20 protein-coding genes are annotated in these 25,837 nt (G+C 54.4%); 4 read left to right on the forward strand and 16 right to left on the reverse strand.

Going from position 1 to position 25,837, the window contains the following annotated elements; translation table 11 throughout:
- Positions 1–5 precede the first annotated feature (5 nt).
- A complete protein-coding gene (locus BUC32_RS11830; RefSeq protein ID WP_073252893.1) occupies positions 6–2,009 on the reverse strand; it encodes a putative 2-aminoethylphosphonate ABC transporter permease subunit in 2,004 nt (667 codons plus the stop codon).
- 402 nt (positions 2,010–2,411) lie between these two features.
- Between BUC32_RS11830 and BUC32_RS11835 the strand changes: the two genes are divergently transcribed.
- A complete protein-coding gene (locus tag BUC32_RS11835; protein ID WP_073252832.1) occupies positions 2,412–3,086 on the forward strand; it encodes a GntR family transcriptional regulator in 675 nt (224 codons plus the stop codon).
- 41 nt (positions 3,087–3,127) lie between these two features.
- Here the strand turns inward: BUC32_RS11835 and BUC32_RS11840 are convergent, their stop codons facing one another.
- The 6 genes from BUC32_RS11840 to BUC32_RS11865 all read right to left on the reverse strand — a co-directional run bounded on the left by BUC32_RS11840 (position 3,128) and on the right by BUC32_RS11865 (position 9,714).
- Positions 3,128–4,081, reverse strand: a complete 954-nt coding sequence (locus BUC32_RS11840; protein ID WP_073252834.1) for a dipeptide ABC transporter ATP-binding protein — start codon at positions 4,079–4,081, stop codon at positions 3,128–3,130.
- The gene (locus BUC32_RS11845) at positions 4,078–5,055 is read right to left on the reverse strand and encodes an ABC transporter ATP-binding protein (protein WP_073252836.1); all 978 of its coding nucleotides are present in this window, start codon (positions 5,053–5,055) and stop codon (positions 4,078–4,080) included. Before BUC32_RS11845 ends, BUC32_RS11840 begins: the two co-directional genes overlap by 4 nt.
- 4 nt (positions 5,056–5,059) lie before the next feature.
- Positions 5,060–5,956: an ABC transporter permease subunit gene (locus BUC32_RS11850; RefSeq protein ID WP_073252838.1), complete on the reverse strand. Its 897-nt coding sequence runs from the start codon at positions 5,954–5,956 to the stop codon at positions 5,060–5,062.
- Entirely contained in the window at positions 5,956–6,963 is a 1,008-nt protein-coding gene (locus tag BUC32_RS11855; RefSeq protein ID WP_073252840.1) for an ABC transporter permease subunit, read from the reverse strand. Before BUC32_RS11855 ends, BUC32_RS11850 begins: the two co-directional genes overlap by 1 nt.
- Positions 6,963–8,057 (reverse strand): M24 family metallopeptidase, encoded by a 1,095-nt coding sequence (locus BUC32_RS11860; protein ID WP_073252842.1) that lies wholly within the window; start codon positions 8,055–8,057, stop codon positions 6,963–6,965. The genes BUC32_RS11855 and BUC32_RS11860 overlap by 1 nt, the downstream gene beginning before the upstream one ends.
- A 70-nt stretch (positions 8,058–8,127) precedes the next feature.
- On the reverse strand, positions 8,128–9,714 hold the full coding sequence (locus BUC32_RS11865; protein WP_083599317.1) for an ABC transporter substrate-binding protein: 1,587 nt from the start codon (positions 9,712–9,714) through the stop codon (positions 8,128–8,130).
- A 325-nt stretch (positions 9,715–10,039) separates the two neighbouring features.
- On the opposite strand from BUC32_RS11865, the gene BUC32_RS11870 reads away from it, so the two are divergent.
- The gene (locus tag BUC32_RS11870) at positions 10,040–10,735 is read left to right on the forward strand and encodes a trypsin-like serine peptidase (protein ID WP_073252844.1); all 696 of its coding nucleotides are present in this window, start codon (positions 10,040–10,042) and stop codon (positions 10,733–10,735) included.
- An 11-nt stretch (positions 10,736–10,746) separates the two neighbouring features.
- Here the strand turns inward: BUC32_RS11870 and BUC32_RS11875 are convergent, their stop codons facing one another.
- The 6 genes from BUC32_RS11875 to BUC32_RS11895 all read right to left on the reverse strand — a co-directional run bounded on the left by BUC32_RS11875 (position 10,747) and on the right by BUC32_RS11895 (position 21,464).
- Positions 10,747–11,916: an HlyD family efflux transporter periplasmic adaptor subunit gene (locus BUC32_RS11875; protein WP_139280713.1), complete on the reverse strand. Its 1,170-nt coding sequence runs from the start codon at positions 11,914–11,916 to the stop codon at positions 10,747–10,749.
- Between the two features lie 2 nt (positions 11,917–11,918).
- The gene (locus tag BUC32_RS11880) at positions 11,919–14,177 is read right to left on the reverse strand and encodes an ATP-binding cassette domain-containing protein (RefSeq protein ID WP_073252847.1); all 2,259 of its coding nucleotides are present in this window, start codon (positions 14,175–14,177) and stop codon (positions 11,919–11,921) included.
- 38 nt (positions 14,178–14,215) lie between these two features.
- Positions 14,216–15,532 (reverse strand): TolC family protein, encoded by a 1,317-nt coding sequence (locus tag BUC32_RS11885; protein WP_245815176.1) that lies wholly within the window; start codon positions 15,530–15,532, stop codon positions 14,216–14,218.
- An 88-nt stretch (positions 15,533–15,620) separates the two neighbouring features.
- Positions 15,621–16,775, reverse strand: a complete 1,155-nt coding sequence (locus tag BUC32_RS20955) for an Ig-like domain-containing protein (protein WP_245815178.1) — start codon at positions 16,773–16,775, stop codon at positions 15,621–15,623.
- Positions 16,661–18,598, reverse strand: a complete 1,938-nt coding sequence (locus tag BUC32_RS20420) for an Ig-like domain-containing protein (protein WP_139280715.1) — start codon at positions 18,596–18,598, stop codon at positions 16,661–16,663. Before BUC32_RS20420 ends, BUC32_RS20955 begins: the two co-directional genes overlap by 115 nt.
- A 406-nt stretch (positions 18,599–19,004) precedes the next feature.
- Positions 19,005–21,464: a GcvT family protein gene (locus BUC32_RS11895; RefSeq protein WP_073252850.1), complete on the reverse strand. Its 2,460-nt coding sequence runs from the start codon at positions 21,462–21,464 to the stop codon at positions 19,005–19,007.
- A gap of 158 nt (positions 21,465–21,622) precedes the next feature.
- Between BUC32_RS11895 and BUC32_RS11900 the strand changes: the two genes are divergently transcribed.
- Complete coding sequence (locus BUC32_RS11900) at positions 21,623–22,195, forward strand: TetR family transcriptional regulator C-terminal domain-containing protein (protein ID WP_245815177.1); 573 nt, start codon at positions 21,623–21,625, stop codon at positions 22,193–22,195.
- 5 nt (positions 22,196–22,200) lie between these two features.
- On the opposite strand, the gene BUC32_RS11905 is transcribed toward BUC32_RS11900, so the two are convergent.
- Both BUC32_RS11905 and BUC32_RS11910 read right to left on the reverse strand, forming a co-directional pair.
- Positions 22,201–23,262: an AbrB family transcriptional regulator gene (locus tag BUC32_RS11905; RefSeq protein WP_073252853.1), complete on the reverse strand. Its 1,062-nt coding sequence runs from the start codon at positions 23,260–23,262 to the stop codon at positions 22,201–22,203.
- A gap of 237 nt (positions 23,263–23,499) precedes the next feature.
- Entirely contained in the window at positions 23,500–24,729 is a 1,230-nt protein-coding gene (locus BUC32_RS11910; protein ID WP_175556930.1) for a urate hydroxylase PuuD, read from the reverse strand.
- 104 nt (positions 24,730–24,833) lie between these two features.
- Between BUC32_RS11910 and BUC32_RS11915 the strand changes: the two genes are divergently transcribed.
- Positions 24,834–25,748: a LysR family transcriptional regulator gene (locus BUC32_RS11915; RefSeq protein ID WP_073252859.1), complete on the forward strand. Its 915-nt coding sequence runs from the start codon at positions 24,834–24,836 to the stop codon at positions 25,746–25,748.
- Between the two features lie 6 nt (positions 25,749–25,754).
- Here the strand turns inward: BUC32_RS11915 and BUC32_RS11920 are convergent.
- A partial coding sequence (locus tag BUC32_RS11920) for a hydroxyisourate hydrolase (RefSeq protein WP_139280630.1) occupies positions 25,755–25,837 on the reverse strand: 83 nt, incomplete at its 5' end.

Consider the following 25,837-nt stretch of genomic DNA (forward strand, 5'->3'; position numbering starts at 1 on the left):
AGGCTTCAGATATGGCGCCAGGCTTGAGTGCGCCGCAACAAACCTCGGCTTAGCCCCAGATGAACAAGACGGGCCACTACGTTGGTGTAAAAGATCAACATGCCCATCGCTGCAGCCGGGGCAATATCACCGGCGTCATCCATATTCAGGATCGCAACAGAAGCCAATGAGGTCTTGGGCGCGTAGAGAAACACAACCGCCGACACCGTGGTTATGGCATTGACGAACAAATAGATCGAAATGTCCAAAATGGCCGGGAGACACAATGGGATCGTGACTCCGAACAGAACCCTGCGGCGAGGTTGCCCTAAAGAGTCCGAAACCGCTTCAAACTCGGGATCGATCTGTTTCAAAGCAGTCAGAGCTGTCAAATGCGGAACGGTATAGAAGTGCGTCACGGTACAAATCACCAAAATGGTCATGGTTCCGTAAATCGAATTCAGAGGATTCCCCGGCGCATTGAAAAAGAAAATATATGCCAGTCCCAGTACCAATCCGGGCACCGCCATGGGGAGCATGGCCGCAATCTGTAGCGTTCCCCGCGCCAGTCGCATGTCTTTTGTCTTTTCAACCAGATACGCCCCCAAAAAAATCACCATACAGCCGACAATCGCCGTCATCACACCCAGCTTGAGTGAGTTGAAATAGCTGGGCCAACCACCGCCATCGACAAGGTCGAACCGGAAATGCATGAACCCAAGACTAAGATCATAGGGCCAAAACTTGACCAAGGCCGCGAATTGGCAAGTAGCCAGGAGCCCAACAATGAAGAGCGACAAAGTCAGGCAATAGATCATCCAAAGCCTGTCTTTGGTTTTGGAAGGTTTTGGCACCAGAGGCACGGTGCGGGCCGAAACCTGAGCCACTTGCCGTCGCCGCACATGCGCGTCTACGGCAAAGGCCAGCACAGCGGGCAACAACAACACCACGGAAACAACCGCTCCCATCTCAAAATTCTGCTGCCCGATGACCTGTTTGTAAATATCGACCGCCAAAACGTTGAACTGCCCACCAATGACTTTCGGCAGACCAAAGTCCGCAATCACCAGATTGAAGGTCACAAAGGCCGCCGAAATAAGACCGTACCGGGCGCCGGGCAACGTCACCGTCAGAAACACTCGCCACGGAGGTGCCTTGAGGCTTTCTGCGGCCTCGTAAAGACGTGCATCAGACACCGCCAACGTGGTGGAAAGGATCACAAAGGCATGTGGAAACGTAAAAAAAACCGATCCGATAACAATGCCAATAGGCCCATAGATACTGGCCCCCATCATCAATTCCTTGAGTATGCCCTGATTGCCAAACAAATAGATCAACGCAATTCCGGGCAGCAACGAAGGCACCAGAATTGGCGCCATGGCAATCAGACGAAACGCCCCTTGAAACCGCAGGCAGCTTCGGGTCAGAGCATAGGCCAGACCAAACGCCAAAGACACGGTGATCACCATTGTGATCGAAGCGATCAGCAACGAGTTTCCAATAGAGCGCACCAAGGCAGGCGTTTGAAAATAGGTCGTGAAATTTGAGATTCCAAATGTCCTCACCGGGCGCAATTGTACCCTGCGAAATTCATTTGATGTCAATTCGACCCAAGCGGTTCCTTGATGTGGCGTTGATCCGACCAGAAATCGAGCATCCGGGTCGTTGCCGCGCACACGGTAAAGCACCGGACTGCGGAAACTGAAATCGGGGAAAAACTGCGCAGCTGAAAGGCGTCCATTTGCGCTGGTCGCCAATTCCTCCAAGAGCGGGGCACTCAGCCGGTCATTCAGGTCGCTGGCCCGTGCCTCCGAAGTTGAAAACTGCCCGTCTTCGTTGCTCGCCATGAAGGAAAATTGTTCAAGATCAAATTGATAGGTTGATATTGATTTTGAAAGCATCACGCTCAAAGGTAGAACCAGAGTCACCGCGAGGTACACCAGAATAACGCTGATCCACAGACGTGAAAGCGATCGAGTTCGGTCAACCACCGCTCGACGGTCTGGCACTGCATTTGCTGCTGTCATCATGCCCCTCTGATTGACCATTCTGGACAAGTTCTGCGCTATGCCCTTATAGACACAAAACTTGGGAAGGGGTGATTTTTGCGGGCTATTTATCGGAAAATTCACCCAGACAATTACAAACCGCGCCCCGATCGCTTGTCCCCTTGTGAAGGGCACGCATTCGACCGATCTGTATTGCTGGAGGGGCTTACTTTTGGTGGCGCAGACCCTGCGCCTTTCGAACCAATTGGTTTGACCAGCCCTTGGAATCGCATGCGACTGTTTCGTTTTTGACAGAGCGGGTCACAACCCGAGGCGCGAATGTTTCTATGGGCTTTGCTCAAACTATCCCCTTCAAACCCGTTTTGCATTTTTACATCTTGCGCAGACCAGAGTAGGTTCTGCGGGAACAGCAGGAGAAACCCCATGGCCCTTGGGATGAAATCGGTGGATATCGGGAAGTCAGCATCGGCTGCAAAACTGGTTTTTGAAGCTGTACGCAAAGCAATCATCGAAGGCGAGCTTCGCGAGGGCGAACCCCTTCGTCAGGATGAATTGGCGCGGCTCTTCAACACCAGCCGCATTCCGGTGCGGGAAGCGCTGACAATTCTTGAGCAACAGGGGCTGGTCAAAACGGAACGGTTCAAGGGGTCCGTTGTCGCGGGGCATTCGTTGGAGGAAGCCAGCGAGATTTTTGATTTTCGCGCCTTGCTGGAAACCGAAGTCATTCGCCAGGCAGTACCCAATATGACGCCAGAAACTCTGGAAACCGCGCGCGCTGTGATCGAGCGGTTTTCAAGTGCCTCTGATCCGATGATGTATGGCGATCTGAACCGGGAATTCCACGAAACATTGTACCGCGCCAGTGGCCTGACTTATCACATGGGTCTGATCGTGAATTCCTTGGATCGGATTGACCGCTATTTGCGGGCGCAACTTGTGATCAGCGAAGGTACGAAACGCGCCACTCGCGAGCACTTGGATATCCTAGCGGCCTGTGAACGTGGCAACGCTGAACTGGCCAGCCAAATCACTGCAGAACATATTCTTGGGGCCAAGCAATCCTTGGTCAGACACATACAGGCCGTGACCAAAGGCTAATCGGCCGAGTTCAAGCGGTGCTGAACCCGGCCTCATTCCATTTACAGCGGATGCAGGCAGGCCACCTTGTGATCTGTACCTTCTAAGTTCGGCACAGACTTGCGGCAGGCCTCTGTGGCCAACCAACAGCGGGCGGCAAAGGCGCATCCCAGAGGGACATTCATTGGCGACGGCAATTCGCCTTCTAACTTGATCCGCTCTTTCTTGCCCTCGGGGTCCGCGTGCGGCGTCGTGGACAACAACGCTTTGGAGTAAGGATGGCGCGGGGTTTCAAACAGCGTTTCTTTCGACGCCTTTTCTACCGCGCGCGCCAGATACATTACGATCACGTCGTCAGCAAAGTGTTTCACCACGGACAAGTCGTGTGAAATGAACAGATAGGCCAGATCAAGACGGTCCTGCAGTTCGACCAACAGGTTCAGAATTTGCGACTGGATGGAGACATCCAATGCCGACACCGGCTCGTCCAAGACCAAAACCTTGGGATCCAGCATCAGGGCACGAGCGATCGCAATCCGCTGGCGTTGGCCACCAGAGAACATATGCGGGTAGCGATCATAATGCTCGGGGCGCAAACCGACCATTTCGATCATCTCGCGCGCAGCGGCTTCTCGGTCGGCCGCCGACATGTCGCGACGGTTGATGACCAGTGGTTCTTCAAGGATCTGACCAATACGCTGGCGTGGGTTGAGCGAGCCATAGGGGTCTTGGAACACAATCGCCACGGTTTCACGCATGTCAGCCCAGACCGACGGCGTGATCTCGGTGCCATCGATATTCAACGTGCCTTCGGTGGGTTCTTCGATCATGGTGATCAGCCGGGCCAGTGTGGACTTGCCACAGCCAGACTCGCCGACGACGGCCAGTGTTTTTCCGGGCGACAATTCAAAATCCACCCCCGCAAGCGCCTTGACGGTTTTGGGTTTGGACAGGAAGCCATCTTTGACTTCGTAGAAACGGGCCAGATTGCTGGCTTTGACGATGGGTTGAGTCATGCCATTTCTCCTGCTTCAATCGCGTCCACATGGTGGCACAGCGCGCGGCCTTGCTCTGGGCCACATGGAACAGGCGGCGTTTGCGCGCATTTTTCATCTGCAAACTGACAACGAGGCGAGAACAGACACCCCTGAGGCCGGTCAAACTGTCCCGGGACCACACCCGGGATAGTCGGCAGAATTTTCGACGTCGCACGCTCGGGTAAAGCGCTTAGCAATGCCGAGGTGTAAGGGTGATAAGGATGCCGGAACAGGTCTTTGACGGGCTGCTCTTCGACCTTTTGGCCGGCGTACTGAACGCTTACGCGTTCCGCAGTCTCGGCGACCACCCCCATATCGTGGGTGATTAAAACCAGCCCCATATCCTGCTCATCACGCAACCGGATCAACAGATCCAGAATTTGCGCCTGAATGGTCACGTCCAATGCCGTTGTCGGCTCGTCCGCGATCAGCAGCTTGGGGTTACAAGCGATTGCCATCGCAATCATCACGCGTTGGTTCATCCCGCCTGACATTTGGTGAGGGAAGGTGTTGAGGCGGCTGGCCGCATCAGGGATGCCCACCTGATCAAACAGCTCCACTGCGCGATTGTTTCGTGTGGCGCGGTCCATGCCCATGTGAATGCGCAAGGCTTCCTTGATCTGAAAACCAACAGTAAAGCACGGGTTCAGAGACGACATTGGTTCCTGAAAGATCATCGCCATGTCTTTGCCGATGATTGACCGACGCTCGCGCGGGGTGATCTTGGTCAGGTCACGCCCTTCAAAGCTCATCTCGTCAGCGGTGATTGTGGCGGTCCAGGGCAACAGGCCCATCACCGCCAGCATCGACACGGATTTGCCCGAGCCGCTTTCGCCCACGATGGCCAACAGTTCGCCCTTTTCAAGGGTCACATCCACACCATCCACGGCCCGGAATTGACCTGAGGCGGTGGCAAAATCGACGGAAAGGTTACGGATACGTAAAAGGCTCATCGCATCAGCTCCTTTTCAGCTTGGGATCAAGGGCGTCACGCAGACCATCGCCCATCAGGTTGATGGCCAAAACTGTGACAAGGATGGCAAGACCCGGGAAGGTCACAACCCACCACGCCCGCAGGATAAATTCGCGAGCTTCGGCCAGCATGGTGCCCCATTCCGGTGTGGGCGGCTGCGCACCCATGCCAAGAAAGCCCAGTGCTGCGGCGTCCAGAATAGCGGTCGAGAACGATAGGGCCCCCTGTACGATGATCGGCGCCAGACAGTTGGGAAGAACCGTGACAAACATCATGCGCCACAATCCAGCGCCTGCAATACGCGCCGAGGTCACATAATCCTTTTGTCGTTCTGCAAGCACAGAGGCCCTTGTGAGGCGCACATAGTGGGGTTGGAACACAATCGCGATGGCGATCATCGCATTGGTCAGGGACGGTCCAAGAATGGCCACCAGAACCAACGCCAGCAACAACGATGGAAAGGCCAGAATGATGTCCATGATCCGCATAATGATTGTATCGAGCCACCGGGGCGCAAACCCTGACAACAGGCCGATCATAACGCCACCGCTTACGGCGATGCTGACCACGATCACGCCAACAAAGAAAGAAAACCGCGATCCGGCAATCAAACGAGACAGCATATCTCGTCCCAATGGGTCAGTGCCCAATGGAAAGGCCCAGCTGCCACCTTCCTGCCAAACCGGCGGCTGCAAAATGTGGTCGCGGAATTGTTCGGCGGAATCATAAGGCGCCAACCAAGGCGCCAATGCGGCGCAAAGCACAAAGGCGACAAAGAACCAAAAGCCGTAAACCGCGCCCCGGTTTTCACTGAAGTAATACCAGAATTCGCGCAAGGCACTTGGGCGCGTTGCGGCAGCGGGAGTTGCTTGATCAGACATCAGCGTTTCCTGATCTTGGGGTTGATCACGCCATAAAGCAGATCAACGGTAAGGTTCACGATCATCACGATCACGGCAATCAACAACAGACCTCCCTGCACGACCGGATAGTCGCGACGGAAAATGCTGTCCATCATCCACTTGCCGATACCCGGCCAGCTAAAGATCGACTCGGTCAGGATGGCGCCGCCCATCAGCACACCGACAGACAGGCCGATCACGGTGATTACCGGGATCAGCGCATTGCGCAACGCATGCACACCGTTGATACGTGTCGGCGACAGACCCTTGGCGCGTGCGGTGCGGATATAATCTTCACCCAACACCTCGAGCATGGCAGAGCGAGTCTGACGTGCGATCACGGCCAGCGGCACAGTGCCCAGAACGATTGTTGGAAGAACCAGATGGTGCACCGCAGATTTAAATGCCCCCTCTTGTCCCGACAAAACGCTGTCGATCAGCATAAAGCCCGTAACGTCGTCAAAATAGTAAAGCAGATCTAATCGTCCGGACACGGGCGTCCAGCCCAAGTTGCCCGAGAAGACGATGATCAACAGCAAGGCCCACCAGAAGATTGGCATCGAATACCCAACCAACGCGGTAGACATCAACGCCCGATCAAAGAATTTGCCTCTGTTCACAGCTGCGATAACGCCCGCCGGGAGCCCCAATGCGATTGCAAAAATCATTGCGCAGGTTGCCAATTCGACCGTGGCCGGAAACAGAGCAAAAAACTCGTCCCAGACGGGTTTCTTGGTGACAAAGCTGTTGCCCAAATCCCCTTGCAGAACGCCTGTCAGATAATCCCAGTACTGCTGGATCACCGGCTTATCAAAGCCCAGCTTCACCACCATTTCCTGATAGCGTTCTTCGCTCATTCCGCGTTCGCCCGCCATCACGATGATGGGATCGCCCGGCAACACCCGGATGAACATGAACGAGATCAGCGTGACCCCGATAAACGTCGGGATAAAGGATCCCAGCCTTGTGAAAATATAGCGTAGCATCAGCGGCCCACAATCATGAGGTCTTTTGGAAAACTTGTCAGCGATATGCATCCGGTCTCGGTGACAAGAACGTCATCCTCGATCCTGACACCGAAATTGCCAATTTCATAGAGCCCGGGCTCGTTGGTATAAACCATGCCTGCGCGCATCACCTGATGGTTGCCGCGCATGATATAGGGGGCTTCGTGTACATCGCGCCCCAGCCCGTGGCCGGTTTTGGTGCGAATGCGATCTGCATAGGGTGACGCTTCGAGCACACCAATGACCGTGTCGTCAATGTCATGAGCGGTCACGCCATCGCGGGTCATTGCGAGCCCAGCCTTGTTGGCCCGCAGCACCGTGTCATAGACATCACGACCTTCGTCCGAGACGTCACCTACAAATACTGTGCGGGTGATATCGGCGGCAAATCCGTGTTTGCGGGCACCGAAATCAAACAGCAGGGCGTCGCCGGATTGGATCTTGTAATCAGGTCGAGCTTTGGCGTGCGGACGGGCTGAGTTATCGCCCGCCGCCACAATCGGGGCAAACGCCTGATCTTCGGCACCTTCGGCGAACAAAGCCTGGATCAACGCCTGTTCAACCTCTTTTTCAGTCTGGCCAATACGCACACCCTCCAGAACCCGCGTCAACGCGCGCTCGGAAATGTCGATGGCCGCCTGCATGGCGGCAATATCTTCTTCGGTTTTGATGATGCGCAGACCGGAAATCTCTTTCTCGGCGTCCACAATCTTTAACTCAGGCATCGCCTTTTTCAGGGCGTGATGCACAAAGACGCGCATCACCTGACCTTCGACAGCCAGTGACGTCAGAGGCATATGCGCGCCCAGCGCGGCAAAGGCTTCATCATAGCCAGTTTGGTCGCGCCAGTCGAACACAGGCCCGTCAAAGTCTACCAACGCCCAAGAGCCAAGCTCGAGGTTTGGGACAATGGCGGCGCAGGGACCGCTGACGGGGATCACGGCCAGAAACGGACGTTCGTGGCTCATGAAAGGTTTGCGAAAGGCACGGATAAAATTTGGGCCGGGAACAAGGGCAATTGCGTCCACATTCAGATCGCGCGCCACTTGCCGGTATTCGGACAGGTCCGACATTTTGAGTTTTCTCCGGGGAAAAAAAGAAATGCCGGGGCTGCGATCGGCAGCCCCGGCATGTGATTTGGTCTTACTCGACGCTCACACCATAGAAGATGTGGCCGCCCAGTGGGTGGACTTTATAGCCCTTCACCTTTGTGCTCATCGGCATGTAGACAACCGAGTGTGCAATGGTGGCCCAAGGCGCTTGGTCTTTGAAAACGACTTGTGCTTCTTCATAGAGTTTCGCGCGTTCAGCTTGATCGGTCACGGTCTTCGCTTTGACGATCAGGTCCTGGAACGGCTCGTGGCACCATTGTGCGCGGTTTGACGCTTCGCGACCGTCACAACCCAGCAACACGGCCAGGAAGTTATCGGGGTCGCCGTTGTCGCCGGTCCAACCCAGAAGAACAGCGCCATCACGGCTCAGCTCTTTGGAACGCGACAGATACTCGCCCCACTCGTAGGACACGATCTCAACGTTTACGCCAACCTTGGCAAAGTCTGCTTGCAGCAGTTCAGCCATACGACGGGCGTTGGGGTTGTAAGGACGCTGAACAGGCATCGCCCAAATTTTCATTTCCAGACCAGAAACGCCTTCGGCTTCCAGCGCGGCCTTGGCAGCTTCTGGATCGTAGGCGTCGTCAACGATGGCGTCGTTGTAGCCCCACATTGTCGGTGGGATCGGGTTTTTGGCAATTTGGCCAGAGCCCTGGAACACAACGTCAATGATAGCTTGCTTGTCGATCGCCATGTTCAGCGCTTTGCGCACTTTGGCATTATCGAACGGTGCAACCGTGGTGTTGTAGGCCAGATAGCCAACGTTCAGACCCTCTTGCTCCATCATCACGATGTCGCTGTCTGCTTTCATCGCTTCGATGTCAGCAGGGTTTGGATAAGGCATCACGTGACATTCGCCCGCTTTCATCTTCTGATAGCGTACAGACGCATCAGGTGTGATGGCAAAGATCAGGTTGTCGACGTCAGCGGGTGCTTTCCAATACTCAGCGTTGGCTTTGTAGCGGATCACGGCGTCTTTTTGGTAGGCCACGAACGAGAATGGACCAGTGCCGATAGGCGCGGCGTTCACCATTTCAGGCGTACCGGCAGCCAGCATCGCTTCGCCGTATTCGGCAGATACGATAGACGCAAAATCCATCGCCATATTGGCGACAAACGGAGCTTCTGGCTTCGACAGTGTGAATTTCACGGTGTAGTCGTCGATTTTTTCGATTGATGTGACCAGCTCACCCATGCCCATGCCACGGAAGTATTCCCAAGTACCGCCAGAAACGGCGTTATATGGGTGATCTTCGCTCTGCTGACGCTCAAACGAGAAAATCACGTCGTCGGCGTTGAAGTCACGCGTCGGTGTGAAGTCCGCACTTGAGTGGAACTTGACGCCTTTGCGCAGGTTGAACGTGTATTCCAGACCATCGTCGCTGGCATCAACAGACTCAGCCAGACCCGGAACAACATTGGTGGTGCCGGTTTCGAACTCGAGCAGACGGTTGTAGATCGGATGCGAAGACGCATCGAACGTTGTGCCGGCTGTGAACAGGGCTGGGTCAAAGCCTTCGGGCGAACCTTCGGAACAATATACCAGCGTGTTAGCAGCAACAGCTGTGGTCGCGGTCAATGCAAATGCTGCACTTGCCGCAAAAAATCGAGATTTCATTTCTACCTCCCGGGTTGAAGTTGGTTGCGGCTCTTTTTTTCCCTCGCTCCGCACAGGTTGAATTCCCGCGCATCCTTATGGGTGAGTCCGCACTCAACTTGATATTGTATCCAATCCGGGAAGGCCAGAGACAACGTACGGAAATCGTCAGGGATTCCAAAACTGAACCCCATACAAAAAGCCCCACTGCAATGGCACCTCTCCAAGGAATGCACCGCCATGAGCTGCCGCAATCCCTCCGCATTCGCGCCCCAACTCTACATGCTTTGGTCCAAATGTCGCCATACCGATGGATATTCTAAAACGCAGAGTGACAGGAGTGACTATGCGAGTATTTGGTTTGGTGAGTGTTTTATTGCTGTCGACAGCAGCCCCCTTAAAAAGTGAGCAAACACACAACCGCTCAAACTGGGAAGCTGTGGGCCGGCTAAACATTTCTGGCCGCACCATGTGCACAGGCGCGCTTATCGCACCTGATCTGGTGGTCACCGCCGCCCATTGCATGTTTGACCCGACTTCTGGCAAATCCGTTGCTGCGACAGATATCGTCTTTGACGCTGGATTGCACAATGGTCACGTCAAAGCCCGACGCAAAGTACAGTCCGCAACTATCCACCCTGCTTATCGTCACAAGCCACGCGGTCAGGCTGATGTCGGAAGCGATCTCGCGGTTCTGAAACTCAAGAAACCGATTTCGGCACATCTGATCCGCCCCTTTGCCACCGATGCACGCCCCAATCGTGGCGACACGGTCGGCGTGGTGTCCTACACCATGGATCAGGCCACGACACAAAGCGTCGAGCATCCGTGTCAGGTTCTTGCCCGGCAACACGATACGCTTGTGATGTCTTGCAAGGTCGAATTCGGAGCCTCTGGAGCCCCTGTCTTTGCAGTGCAGGGCGAAAGCGAGCCACGGTTGGTTTCGGTCATTTCTTCCAAAGCGCAAATGGGAAATCGGCGTGTGTCTGTGGGCACGGCAGTCGATGATGCTTTGCAGGTGTTGCTAAACGACGCCTCGTAAGGCCCGCACCTCTAAGGTTCGCGAAAGGCATCCCGGGATTTGTAAAGCGGTTTCAGCAGGTACTTCAAAATAGACTTTGACCCAATTTGCAATTCAACCTGCGCCCGCATGCCGGGGCGAATTTCGATATTGCGCTGCCGGTCCGTAAAGGCATCCGTATCGACGCGGACGGAAACCCTGTAGTATGGCTCGGAGTTGGCGCGTCTTTCATCTTCAAAGGTATCAGCCGAGATGAAATCCACCTTCCCCTTCAGCGTCCCAAAAATCGTGTAATCATACGTCGTCAATTTGATAGATGCGGCCTGCCCCGGCACCACACTGGCGATATTCTCTGGCTTCACGCGGGCTTCGACAAACAATTCTTCGCCCAGTGGAATAATCTCAAAAATCTCTTCTCCTGGGCGTGCCACCCCACCAATTGTCGTCACGGCAAGGCTGTTGACGATACCTTTCATCGGTGCGCGAATAATTGTCCTGCTCAGTTGATCTGCTGCCAGCCGTTGTTCGCGCCTGCGGGAGGCAAGATCCTGCAGGGTTTGCGAATATTCTTCGGCGCGTTGCAACTCGGATTGAGTGCCAATTTCATTGTAACGGATTTCAGCGTCATTAAAGGCTTTGCGGGTGCGGTTAACCTCAATCAGAGCAACAATCTGTTGTTTGTACATGGTCTCCATCATGCTCAGCTCTTCTGCCGCCTGCTGCATGATTTCGCGCGCGCCTTCCCGGCGGCTTGCAAAATCGGTTTGACGCGCACTGAGCAGTACGTTTTCAGACGCCAGAATATGCGGTGATCGTTGCATCAGTTCGTCCGGCACCAAGAACTCATGCGCACCTTCAAGCTCAGCTTCAAGCCGGTATCGTTTGATTTCCAGCGCATCAATCTGGTCCTGCAAATCCCCCACCGCAGTGCGAAACCGCGTGTCCTGAAGAGTTGCCAGCACCTGACCAGCTTGCACAGTATCGCCTTGCTGGACCTGCAATTCCTTTAGAATGCCGCCTTCGAGGTTCTGAATGATCTGCGCTCTTGAAGATGAAACAATCTCTCCGTCTGCCCGTACAATCTCATCAACCCAGGCAACCGCTGCCCAGCAGAGGAATGCCAGAACAACAAGACCCACGACCCGAATAATCCGCCCCGGAAGCAAAGTGGCTTCTGCAAATCCGGTTTCCACGCTGGCCATGCTTATCCCCTCGCCGCAAGATGCGCGAGAACCTGATCACGCGGCCCATCCACAACCATCCGCCCGGCCTGAAGGATCAGGGTCCGGTCCGTCAAAGACAATATCGGCATTCGATGGGTGGCGATCACCGCCGTACGACCCACAAGCCATGTTTCCAACCGGCTGACCAAAGTACGTTCCAGCGCTTGATCCAAAGCCGCGGTTGGTTCGTCCAGCAAAACCACCTTTGGGTTTTGCAACCACAATCGCGCCCATCCAATCGACTGGCGCTGACCAATTGATAGCCCCTCGCCTCCGTCGCTCACTTCAAGATCCAATCCTTTGGGGTGGCCCCGTACAAAGGCGCCAAGGCCCGCGAACTCCAGAGCTTTGAGCAATCTTTCATCATCACGTTCCAGCATGGTGAGGTTGAGGTTGTCGCGCAGGCTTCCAGCAAACAAACGCACATCCTGCGACAGATAACCAATACCGCGACGCAGATCCCGCGGATCAATCTGAGACATATCCGTACCGTCCAGCAAAACCCGCCCCTGTGCGGGCGCATAAAGACCAGACAGGACCTTGAGCATAGTAGACTTTCCCGAGCCATTGGCACCCAAAACAGCGATCCGTTGTCCTTGCTTTATGCCAATACCCGGAACGTCCAAAATAGGCGCGCCATCGTCTGTGTATTGAAACCGCAATTCTTTCAGCTCAAACTGGCCCGCCAGGTTTTCGCGACGCAGATAACTGCGCCCCTCTTCTTTTTCCTGATCTGCCCCGATGATTTCATCCAGTCCATCTAACGCACCGCGCACATTGCTCCAGCGCGCCAAAGTTCCGGCGAACTGCGTGAGTGGGGCTAAAGTGCGGCTGGTCAGGATACCAGTTGCAAAGATTGTGCCAACGGTGAACTCGCTTGCGAAAACAAGGTAAGTACCTGCAATCACAGCCAGAACATAGGTGCATTGCTGAATGCCCTGAGACCAATACGTCAGAAAAGCCGACAGGCGGCGTTGCTCTGCCGAGCCATAGGACGACGCCATGTTCAGTTCATCCCACAAGCGCAACACCCGCTCTTCGCCGCGTTGGGTTTTCAAAGTGTCCAGCTCTGAGATCGCCTCGTGCAGCAACCTCCCGGCCCGCGCCGATGCGCCTTGGGTTTGGCGTGTTAATGCGATCATGCGTTTTTGCGAAGAATAGGCAGGCAACACCATTAGAATGCCGCCCAACACGATCAGCCAGACCAGGTTTCCAGCAATCGACGCCACAAGAAGCAAGAACACCAACACAAAGGGAATGTCTGCCAGAGTGGCAATCGTGGAAGATGTAAAGAATTCACGCACAGACCCAAACTCCCGCATCGCCGCAAACAATCCCGAAGTCGGCATCGGTTTGCGATCTGAGCGCATGCCTAACAATTTGGTCATCAGCCGCCGTTGCACCGACATTTCAATCTGACGCCCAGCCGTATCAGTCAACCTTGCGCGGGCCATTTTCAAAATCCCCTCAAGCGCAATGGCCATCATGGCTCCGATAGCCAAAACCCAAAGGGTGGCTTCAGATTGATGCGGGATCACCCGGTCGTAAACTTGTAATGAAAACAAGGCGACAGCCACGGCCAGAACATTTGCCACAAGTGAACCCAGAATGATTTCGCCCACTTGCTTGCGATAGCGGGTGAATTCGCTCCAGAACCAGTGAGAGGACTGCACGTTTGGCGTGTGACGATCTACAATTTGTCTGAGTGAACTGCGACCCAACAACAACGTTCCAGTGAACACCGACTGAAACTCGGGCACCGGTACTTCGGCGCGGTTGTCCGGGCAGCTTGTGTCATACACTGTCAACACGTCGTCATCCTGAGAGATAACCAGAACAAGCTGACCACTGCTCATCATTGCCAGCGCGGGCCAACGGCCGGGATCAAGCGTGGCCTTGTTGGCGATACGTGGCTTAGTTCCGGTGCTTTCCAGCGCCTTTGCCAAGGCCTTGGCGCTGACATCTCCGGGCGTATTGCTCCACATGAACTCAGCGATATCCGCGGCAGAGGTTTTTACACCGCTTAGCGCGGCCAAGGTCGAAATCAGATTGGCACGGTGTTGGATACGTTCTGCCGTATCCTCAATCATCGCGCGCAGCCCTTCCGGCCTGTCGGTGGTGTTTGCGGCAGGGACTGGAGTTTCTGTGGGCGCCGACTTCACCTCAGCCGGCCTGACCTCAGGCTTGGGCGCCAGAGTCAGCGTGACTGCACGCGGCTTTGCCGCGCTGGGTTTGGCCATCTTTTGAGCGGACAAAGTCAAGGGTGTCTTACCTCGAGTCAAATCTTATCCCCGTCGGCCAGCGCACCAAGGTCACGTGCCAATTCAAATTCTGTGAGATAAGTCTGGTATTTTGCCCGCACATAGGCCTTTTCCCGTTCGATTAGTTGCTCATAGACATTGACCACATCCATGACGCTACGCTGCCCGGCCTGGAACTGGCGCTCAAACAATCGAAAAGTCTCTCGGCTGGCTTTGGCGAGTTTTCTGGCCTCAACCTCCTGACGGCGATAAGATACAAGGTTTTGACGCAGCCGGCTTTGGTCGCGACGCGCATTTTCGCGCGCTTCGTCGATTTGACGGTGTGCAATATCCTTGCTCGCTTCGATGGCCTTGATCTGAGACCCGGTTCCCAACCCCAAAGGTTGATCCAATTTGGCCCCCAAGGCGCCGATCGTGTTATTGTTGGTCACGCTGGCCGAAGCGGTGAGTGTGGGCAACAGGCCTGCACGCTCTGCGGTGGCCCTTGCAATGCTACGGTCTGCTTCGGATTGCGCCAGAAGGATCGAAAGATTTTCCGCATCGCGAAGCGGAGGCGCCATCACCAACGGTTCACCTGTCGCCGCAAAGGACTGTCCGGTCATTGCACTGAGTTCAGCACGCGACGTGGCAGCCGCTTCTTTTGCGGTCTGAACAGCCCAACGCATGTCATTGACTTTACCTTCGACGACCCGTTGGTCCGACTGGTCACCAACACCGCCCTTGACCCGCCCCACAACGATCCGTTCAAATCCCTGCATCCGCGTCAAAGCAGTGCCGGCAAGTGCCGCCTGCTCATCCGCCTGAGCTGCCGAGGTATAGAGAGACAAGGCCGTGTAAACGCGCTCATTCATATCAATAGAGAGATTGGTTGCTGCGACTTCAACATCTGCAGCAGCAAACGCTCTTTCAGCCTTGCGACGACCATTGTCGAACAAAACCTGTTCAATCAGAATGCCCGCAACCAAATCACTAAGGCTTGTCAGGCTGACATTTGGGCCGAGTGTTGGAAGCCAGTTCTTATTTTCGGCGTCGGCCCTGAGACGCGCACTCCGCAATTCTGCTTCTGCAGCCCGCGAACTGGAGGCCAAGGCTGCGGCTGCCACGGTTGAGTATGCGCTTGGATTTTCGAGCAAGGATCGACGGGCCAGTAAATCTGAGATCACTTCAGATTGAGGAGCTTCGGCATCTTGTGTGAAACTGCCATCAGCGCGCGACACCTCTTTGGTTTCGCGGGTCGAAAGAAACGTTGAGTTGTCCAGCTGTGGCAACGATTGCATGCAACCGCTCAGGCCCAAAACTACCAGCAATCCCGCCAGAGTCACCCCAGTTTTCACCTTATGCCTCCTTCCAGTTCCGCCCTTTTCTTTGAGAAAGGGTCAGATTTCCGGTGCGGCAAAACTGTCGCTCCGGGGGTGTTCAAGATCAAATAATAACCGTGATGTCCTGCTCGATCATAAGCGATGTACCGGTATCGCCGACTGTATACACATTGTAATTTTGCCCATTCATCTCAACTACTTGCGATGTTTGAACGGCACCGGCGACAGTCACGGTGTCATCCGCACCGCCGTGAATGGCCAGTGCATCATCTGGCCCCGTCAGGCTTTGAATTTGCGCTTCGGTCAGAACAATGTTGGTATCCGAGGCGTAATCCAGTTCAAGCGCACTGATGTCAAAGTTGATCAGACCCGGGTTGTCAATGGTTCCGGCATTTGTGGCATTGTCATCCAACACAACCAACGTTCCGGATTCATTGCCCGCAACGTCGGTCGAGCTGATGACCAGATGAGTGCCGTCAAAAACCGGCGTGTCGAACGTAAACTCTGTTCCAAAAACTGGGTCTGTTGATTCACTATAGCTGGGCGTTCTCACAGCGCCGTCATTTTGGAATGTTGAAACCGTGGCTTCATCGGTCGCACTAAACGTGCTGATACGGCGAACATCTTCGCCCGTATAGGTCACCGAGTCGATATTCGGAGCGTCCACTTCGGTATCGACCTGAAAGGTTTCATTGAAAGTTTCGATGTTGCCTGCAATATCCGTTGCCGTGATTTCTGCATTAGCCGTGTAGGTGCCCTGAGCCAAATCACCAGCTTCAACTTGAACGCTCCAATTGCCCGCGGCGTCTGCAACCATGGTGTAGATTTTGCCTTCCAGATCAACCTGAATGGTGGATTCAGGCTCTGAGGTGCCTGACAGTTCAAAACCGTCGTCCATTTCGGCCGCGTTGATAATGTCATCCGCGGTTTGGCTGGAAACGATGCCCAGATTGTCAACGACCGTATCCAGTTCGACCGTGCCTGACACACTTTGAGTATTGCCTGCAGTGTCAGAAATCGACGCTGTGATGGGCAAGGTTGCAGTGCCAGTTGGGACCTCATGCGCCTCAAAGGTCGTGGTCCAGTTGCCGCTGCCATCGGCAATCACCGTGTGACTGGCATCCCCAAGCTCAACCGTCACAGTCAGCCCCGGCGTCGCGGTACCTGAGATTTCAACACCTCCGTCACGCTCAACGGCGTTGATCGTATTGTCAACTTCGATCGGGTCTGTGGACAAATCCACTTCGCCCAAAACAATGTCCACCGTGACCTCCGTCGAAGTGGTTGGCTGTTGCCTGCAGAATCCGTTGAAACCACTGTGGCGGTTGAGGTGTATTCGCCAGAAGGAATACTGCCCGACTCGAATTCGACCGCCCAATTCCCGGCTGAATCTACAGTAGCGGTACGTGTCACTCCGGCGAGAGTGACCTGAACCTGCGATCCGGCCTCGGCCGTGCCGGCCAGTGTAACGCCAGCATCAGCCTCGGCCGCGTTCACTATGCCGTCCCCCCCGCCCCACCCCGGAGCAAGCGTGACAAAGGTTTCGGTGTCTATTGCGACGGATCCGGTTGTTGTCTCTGTGTTTCCTGCAACATCAGTGGCGCTTACCGAAACCGCGGCATCGTATTCCCCCGCGGGCACCTCTGATGCGGCAAAGACTGCATTCCAGCTTCCGTCCGTCTCAGCTGTAACCGTTCGCGTCACACCAAGCATGGTCACACTCACTGTGGCACCGGGCTCGGCTGTGCCGGTTAGTGTTGCGCCAGCGGCCTGTTCTGCCGCGTTGATGACACCATCCCCAGTCTGATCTGCATCCATCGTGACAAAGGTCGTCGTGTCAACATGGAGTGTGCCAGTGGTTGTGGTGCTGTTGCCATATGCATCCGTGGCTACGGCCGTCACCTCTGCATCATACTCACCCTGCGGAAGCGTTGCGGGATCAAAGCTGAAGCTCCAATTGCCGTTGCCGTCAGCGACAACAACCCCGGTGACGCCCTGCATTGTCACCTCGACCGAAGCACCGGCTTCTGCAGTACCGGAAACTTCCAGCACATTTGCCGCTTCGGCAGCATTGACCACATCGTCTTCTGCGGTCACGCCAATCGCAAGATCAGGCGCCACAGTATCGACCACCAACGTTTCGGTGATCGTTGTGCTGTTGCCACGGGCATCCGTGGCGGTGATGATGACGTCTGCTTCATACTCGCCAGTTGCGATTTCATCGGACGTAAACGAGACGGTCCACTGACCAAGATCATTGGCGGTCGTGGAATAAGTTGTTCCTTGAATTTCCACGTCGATTGTCGCCCCGGCTTCGCCAGTACCTGCGATAACGACCCCGTCCTGATGACCCTCAGCGTTTTCAAAGCCACCAACAGATTGGGTGCCTTGCAACACCTCAACGTTGGGTGGTGTGGTGTCGATATCTACGGAAGGTCCCTCCAGCGAGGTAACGCCGCCCGAAGGATCCGTTACCTCCACAACCGCTTCATAAATTCCATCATCAGGTAATTCGTCGGGCCCGAAGGTCACCGTCCACATTCCGTCATCATCAATGATCGGTTCACGGGCCACTCCGCCAATTGTCACTACAACGCTATCCCCGGGATCACCATCACCTGCAATCACGACGGTGTCCGCAATATCCCCTCCTACGACCCGGTCGACATCCGCATCAAAAACGGATGGAGCGGCCGAGCCACCATCTGACCCGCCATCATCGCCCAGTAGCACGCTTCCGACTAATGCCGCGCCGCCGGCGGCCGCGCCCAGACCAGCAAAACCGCCCAGAAAAGGGGCCACCAAAGCGGCCACAACAGGTTCAATCCGCTCCAGATCCAAAAAAACGAGATCGTCGTAGGCGCTCCACTTTTCATCCATGGCGACAGCATCATAGCTGGCCAGCAAAGCATCATCACCCCCATCCACAAGGCGAACTTCATGCAACTCACCATGCGATCCGACAAAGAGATGCCGGCCACCCTCTGGAGCACCATCTGCGAAATACCCCGTCAAAATAAGAACTTCTCCAGACGCCAGCACGACATGCAAATCGGCACCGTGTCGCTGATATGCATGCACATCAGACGCCTAGAGGTTCAGGGAGACATCCTGAATTGCGGTCACATCGATGGAAGAGGATACGCCTGTTTCAAAGTTACCTTTATGCACAGACCCGCCCGGATTACCCCGCCCGGATTACCCCGCCCGGATTACGGACGGCAAAGCCGATCGCACTCATAAAATTCACCACTCGTTAAACGGACCGCGATTATCGGCCTCTATTGTATCTGGCCGTACGTTAACGAATTCGCGAATCACTCGCTAGTTCTTTTTCGCCCTGGTTACACAAAATGTTGCAAAACTAGCGCGATATAGTGGTGTTTCAGGCCAAAACCTCGCTCTTTTCCGCAGGCAAAGAGAAAAACCCCCGAGCACCACAAGGCGCGCGGAGGCTATTATTTTTCTAAATTCATGCCCACTCAGATCAGCACTTAATCTTTTGCATGCCAGCATCGTAAAGAGGCTTCAAGGAAGCGGTGGCCTTAACCTTAACCCCTGCAATTTCCACCTCCCAGTCGCCTTCATTGACGATGGCTGCTTTCAGAGGTTCATCAATCCCGACAAAGCCGATCCCTACCGCCCCACCCAGAGAGTGGCCGTAGCCACCGATTTGCATGTGGCCAACTTCTTGGCCGTTGAGATAAATACACTCACTGCCATAGAGCAGCGGCTCTGGATCTTGCAGCAGGAATTGCAGCATGCGGTTCTTGGGGATGCCTTGCTCTTTGATTTCGGCCAAGGCGTCTCGACCGATAAACCCACCCGGCTTGTCCAGCTTCACTGCAAACCCAAGCCCTGCTTCAATTGGGTTGTCGGTGTTATCCACATCAAGGCCAAAGTCACGGTACGCCTTTTCTAACCGCAGAGAGTTCAATGTTTGCATGCCCGCATCGCGCAAACCGAATTGTTTTCCGGCCTCTTTCAAAAGATCATAAATCTGATTGGCCGCATAAGACGGCACCTGAAGCTCCCAACCCAACTCTCCGACAAAGGTTACACGGAAGGCTTTGATAACCCAGTATCCGACATCAATGTCCTGCCATGTCATGAACGGAAATGCGTCATTGGACATGTCTGCGGACGTGACCTGCTCCATCAACATCCGGGCCTTGGGGCCGTGAATATTGATCTGCGTAATGGCTGGCGTCAGATCGGTGATCACCACCACCTCGCCGTCTTGAATGTGACGTTTCATCCGCATCAGCGTGTGGCCATGGCTGTTTTCCCCCACAACCACCATGAACTTGTCATCGGCCAGACGTGTTACTGTCAGGTCGGCCTCGAACCCACCCTTTTCATTGACCCACGCCGTATATACCAAGCGGCCGGGCTCTACATCGACATCGTTGCAGGACAAACGGCTCATAAGGGAGAGTGCGTCAGGGCCTTCGACGTTGAACTTGGACATGGTCGACATATCCATGATGATCACGTCTTCGCGGGCGGCGCGATGCTCTTCTGCGTGCCAGTCCCACCAGTTTTGCCGGTGCCAGCTGTAGTTTTCAATCTTGGCTTCTTCCGGCGATGGCGCAAACCAATCCGGCATTTCCCAGCCGTGCCCTTCGGCGAACCATGCACCAGATGCGGCCAGACGATCATGCAGCACCGAACGCTTCAGGTCTCGCGCAGTCTCGTATCCGTCGTTATGGTAATGCTGTCCGAACATCTTACCCAACAACTCGGGTCCGCGATCTCTGCGGAAGGCTTTTGTGGCTTCGTGGCGAGTAAAGCGGTTCACATTAATGCCAGTGACATCGATCGGCGGATGGCCGTCATAAATCCATTGCGCCAGTACTTTGCCAGTCCCTGCCCCATTCAAAATGCCCAAACTGTTCATGCCACATGCGACAAAGCAATTTCGCAGTTCTGGCGTTTCACCGACCAGCGGCGCGAGGTCTGGCGTGAAGCTTTCTGGCCCACAAAACAGTTTACGTACGCCGACATTCAACGCATCCGGTACCCGCGAGTATGCTTTTTCCAGATGTGGGCCAACGCGATCCCAATCCGGTTCGATTTCACCGAAGGAGAAATTTTCAGGGATCGAATCCAGCTTCCAAGGGGCGGCACCGGGTTCAAACAGACCCAGCATCAGACCACCAACTTCTTCGCGATAATACGTATAGGTCGAAGGGTCTTCCAAAACAGGCAGATTGCGGCTTAGGCCAGGGAGATCTTCTGTTATCAGGTAATAGTGTTCTGCCGCTTGCAGTGGCAGGTTGATGCCCGCCTTGGCGCCAAGCTGACGTGACCACATCCCTCCACAGATCACGACATTCTCGGCTGTGATGATCTGGCCATCTGCCGTTTTGACACCCGTGGCTGCGCCATTTTTGGCCAAAATTTCGGCAACGGTCACGCCTTCAAAGATCTGTGCGCCCCCCATACGTGCGCCTTTGGCCAACGACATAGTCAGGTCAACGGGGTTCGCTCGGCCATCTTTTTCAATGTAGAAACCAGCCAGAACGTCATCCAGATCGCCAATCGGAAACAGGTCTTTGGTCTCCTGCGGCGAGATTTCCACAATATCGATGTTATGACGACGCATGAATGGCGCAAGGCGGCGCATTTCGTGCACACGCTCTTCGTTGTTGGCAATTTGCAGGTATCCAACATCGGAAAAGCCCGTGGAAAGACCTGTTTCTTTTTCCAGATTGGCATAGAGATCGCGGCCATGGGTATAAATTTCGCACTCTGCCTCGGACTTCAAAAGCCCGGCCACAATCAATCCGGCGGCATGCCAGGTGGTGCCGCAAGTCAGTTGATCCCTTTCCAGCACAACCACATCGGTCATCCCCAACTTGGTCAGATGATAGGCCGTATTCACGCCGATTGAGCCGCCCCCAATAATGACGGTTTGCGCGTGTGTCGGAAGAGGTTTGCTCATGGGATTACTCCATCAAAGATTCGAATTTTGATCAAATTAATGAATTGACTTTGACCAAAAGGCAAGCAATTGATTGAAGGACCATTCAGTGGAATAGATTAATGCCTGGAATTAAAACAATAAAAAAACCAAGAACCTTACCATCAAGACTGCGAAAGGTGCAGTTAATCGAGGCGACAATCACCTCAATCAGCAAGCACGGCATTTCCGGCACGACACTGACCAGCGTGACCAAGGAAGCTGGACTTTCACTTGGGTTGGTGAATTTTCACTTCAAAAGCAAAGAGGTTTTGCTAACCGAAACCTTGCGATTTCTGGCCGAAGAACACCGCACGCTTTGGATGTCCAAGCTTAGCAAATCAAACCTTAGTCCGCGTGACAAACTGTTTGCGATTGTGGATGCACAATTCGATCCCAGCGTCTGCAGTCGCAAAAAGCTGGCGGTCTGGTTCGCCTTCTTTGGAGAAACCGCTCAGCGGAAATCTTATCGCACAACATCCTCGGACATTGACATGGAACGGCAAGATGTTTGCGCCGATCTGTTTCAACAGATCATCACTGCCGAAGGCCATGAGCAACGCGATGCCGAAGGCTGTGCTCGTGCCCTCGAAGGACTGTTCGATGGCTTGTGGCTCAATATGCTTCTGTACCCGGCAAAGTTCACCCGCAAAGATGCCGCGGTACAGGTTCGGACGCACATCAACGCGATTTTACCTGCAAGCTCAACCTAAGACTCTCAGGATTTGGCGTCTCTTTTCAACATTTTTGACAGGATGGTCATCACAACGACGGTGACGGAAATCCGAAACACGTGATGGGCCGCCACAACAATAGGTCCTACACCCAGACTGAGCGCAATCAAGCTCATTTCAGTGACCCCGCCGGGGGCAAAGCTAATGAACAAGACATCACGCGCAATGGGGGTTACTTCTGCGACCATCAACGCCAGGCTCAACCCAAGCGCCAGATAGATCACCATGGCAACCGCCCCCAACATCAAAGACTTAACAAGCTGCTTGCGACTGATGTCCTGAAACGCCGCACCCAACCCGACACCAATCACGAGTTGTGCGAGATTCAAAAGCCAGCTCGGGGCATGCAAAGGCATCACGCCGGAAATCTGGATTGCGGCCCCCAATACCAACGGGCCAATCAATGCTGGCGCTGGAAAGTGCAGCCACTTGCCCACGAACATGCCGACAACGGCAATCACGGCGGTCAATCCAACGTCCAAGGCCGAGTACCCGGCCGCCGACATCTCGGCTCCCGCCGCGCTGCCCACAGTTTGTCCGGTCCACAACCAAAACAGCAAAGGCACCACCACAATGACAAGGATTACGCGGGCAAAATGTTGAACTGTGACGATGGCAACATTGCCCCCTGCCTGCTCTCCAAAGGTGATGGCCTCGACCAACCCGCCCGGAACGGAGGCAAAAACCGCCGTTGGGCGGTCGTATCCCCCCAAATGACGGTAGACCATGTATCCAGCGCCGTGCGCGAGAACCACGAACAGAGCAACAGCGCCAAGTGACACCCAAAGAGACCCAAGCAACCCGGTCAGTTCGGGAGAAAAGTTCTGCCCGATCATCACACCAACAACCGCAATGAAACCTCGCCTCAGAAATTCAGGGAAACTGTTTGCAGGATCCGAGGTTGTTGATCGAGCCATGGCGATTGCCGCCGTTACGCCCAAGCTGCCCAGCAAAAACGGCATCGGCACACCCAGAAAATAGGCGACCACGGCCCCGGCAAAACCGATCGCCAACTGCAAAAGCACATTAAAGGGTCGTTCGAGCATCAACTGCGTCCTAAACAAATCACCAACTGAACCCTCCCCTTGCACAGAGAATGCGATGGGACATTGTCCTGAGGAGCGGATGTTGCTTTTGTATAGTCATCTAAACTCGACCTCCGCCAGAGCTTGTGTGACTTCTTAGACTCTTATCGATTTCAAAATGAAACGACCCAAACCAAGCCAAAAGGTGCCCGAAAAACGGGCACCTTCGATCATCACACTTGATCGATGGTCTTCGGCCTAACCGCTTTGCGCTGCCCTGAACCAATTCACAATGGTCGCACGCTCTTCGGGTTCCATCCAGCTGACATTGGCCGGTGGCATCGCAGTGGTCACTCCAGAGTGCAGAAAAATCCGCTTAGCTTCTGCTGCAATTTCCTGCGGCGTTTCAAGCAACACCTGCTTTGGGGCATGCAGAATACCATCATATCCGGGTTCACGGGCGTGACACATCGAACAACGTCCCAGCACAATATCAGTCACATCTTCAAATCCTTCGGCACTGGCATAAACCTGCTCGGCCGGAGTAAAGGCGCGCGCTTCTTCCTCTTCCAAATCGCTATACTCAGGGCCAGCTTGGCTTAGGAAAACAATCACAACAAACAAAGCGGCAGTCGCACCCCATGTCCACCACTTCATTCCACCGCGCGAATGCATCGTATTAAAGAAATGCCGGATCGTGACCCCCATCAGGAACACCAATGCCGCAATCAACCAATTGTATTCAGTCGCAAAGGCCAGCGGGTAATGGTTCGAAAGCATCAGGAAAATGACGGGCAGTGTCAGATAGTTGTTATGCGTTGACCGAAGCTTGGCGATCTTGCCGTACTTGGGGTCAGGCGAGCGCCCGTCTTGCAAGTCTTTCACGACAATGCGTTGGTTCGGCATGATGATAAAGAACACATTTGCCGTCATGATCGTCGCAGTAAAGGCCCCCAGATGCAGCATCATGGCACGGCCAGTGAACACCTGAGTGTACCCCCAACCCATCACCACCAAGAGTGCAAAAAGGAGAACCATCAACAGTGTTGGGTTCGACGCAAGGCTGGATTTGCACAAACGGTCATAAACCAACCAGCCAATCGTCAGAGACACAGCAGACAAAGCGATCCCCTGCCACAACGCCATTTCAGTTTTGGTCGCATCAATCAGATACAACTCGCCGCCCATCCAATAGACGATCATTAAAAGAGCCGCCCCCGACAACCATGTCGAATAGCTCTCCCACTTGAACCATGTTAAGTGATCCGGCATCGCCGCAGGCGCGACCAGATATTTGCGCACGTGGTAGAACCCACCGCCATGCACTTGCCACTCCTCGCCATCTGCCCCTCCAAGATCGCCCTCTCGGCGCAATCCAAGATCCAGCGCGATGAAATAGAAAGACGAGCCGATCCATGCAATCGCAGTGATCACATGCAACCAGCGCACAGCAAATTCCGCCCAGTCGACAAGAAAGATAATATCCATAATCCACGCCCTTGTTACGTTGTGCCAGGAAATTAGCGTGACACTCGATTATCTTCTATTGTAGAAAAAACCCGAACAGCTTCAAAGAAAAATTGATAATCAGCATGTCCTACTTTGAAAACATCCGCACTTTTGTCCGCGTTTACGAACTCGGCAATATGTCTGCTGCAGCGCGGGATCAACGCATTTCCGCTGCCGTCGCGTCATCACGGATTTCACAATTGGAAGATTATCTGAACGTCCGGCTGTTTATGCGCACCACCCGTCAACTGAACGCCACTGAGCAAGGTGAAATTTTCTATACCGGTGCCTGCAAAATTCTCGAAACTATCGACGAAGCAGAAGCCGCGGTCAGCTCAATCACGCAATCGCCCCGTGGTACTTTGCACGTAGCCGCCCCGTTGGGGGTTGGACGTCGGTTGGTCGCCCCTTATGCACCTGATTTTAAAAATGAATACCCCCTCATCAACTTGCGATTAAGGCTATCAGATCGCAAGCTGGATTTGACGGCAGAGGGTTTGGATGTGGCCTTCTTCCTCGGGCTTCCCGAGGACAGCACCCTTCGCATTCGCAAGATAGCCGATTGCGCCCGCGTGCTCTGCGCCTCGCCTGACTATCTAAAGGAACACGGCACTCCACAGTCCCCTGTTGAACTGTGCGATGGCACCCATGACAGCCTGAACTTACGCTACCCCGGCGCACCAGAATTTCAATGGTCTTTGCAAACGTCGGCGGGGGTTCAGAAATTTGCGGTTAAAGGCCCATTTGAATCCGATGACGGTGACGTACTGACCAATTGGGCTCTGCAGGGCTATGGAATCGTCTTGAAACCCATGTTCGAGATTGCCGAGCATTTGGCATCCGGCACCTTGGTGCCCGTTTTGGAAAACACGCCACCTATCCCGATTCAGATGGCTTGTCTCTACACCCACCGCCGCCACCAAGATCCCAAGACCCGGCTGTTCATCGACTTTATGGTCGACCGGGTGCAAAAGGAACTGCAATCCCGTCAACCCTAAGGTACCTTAACTGCCTCTGTATGTAGAGAATCCGAATGGGGATAGGAGGAGTGGGACGTGGTAGTGGCTGTGTTCTGACATGCCAAAGC

The organism is Shimia gijangensis, from assembly GCF_900142085.1.
Lineage (GTDB): Bacteria > Pseudomonadota > Alphaproteobacteria > Rhodobacterales > Rhodobacteraceae > Shimia > Shimia gijangensis.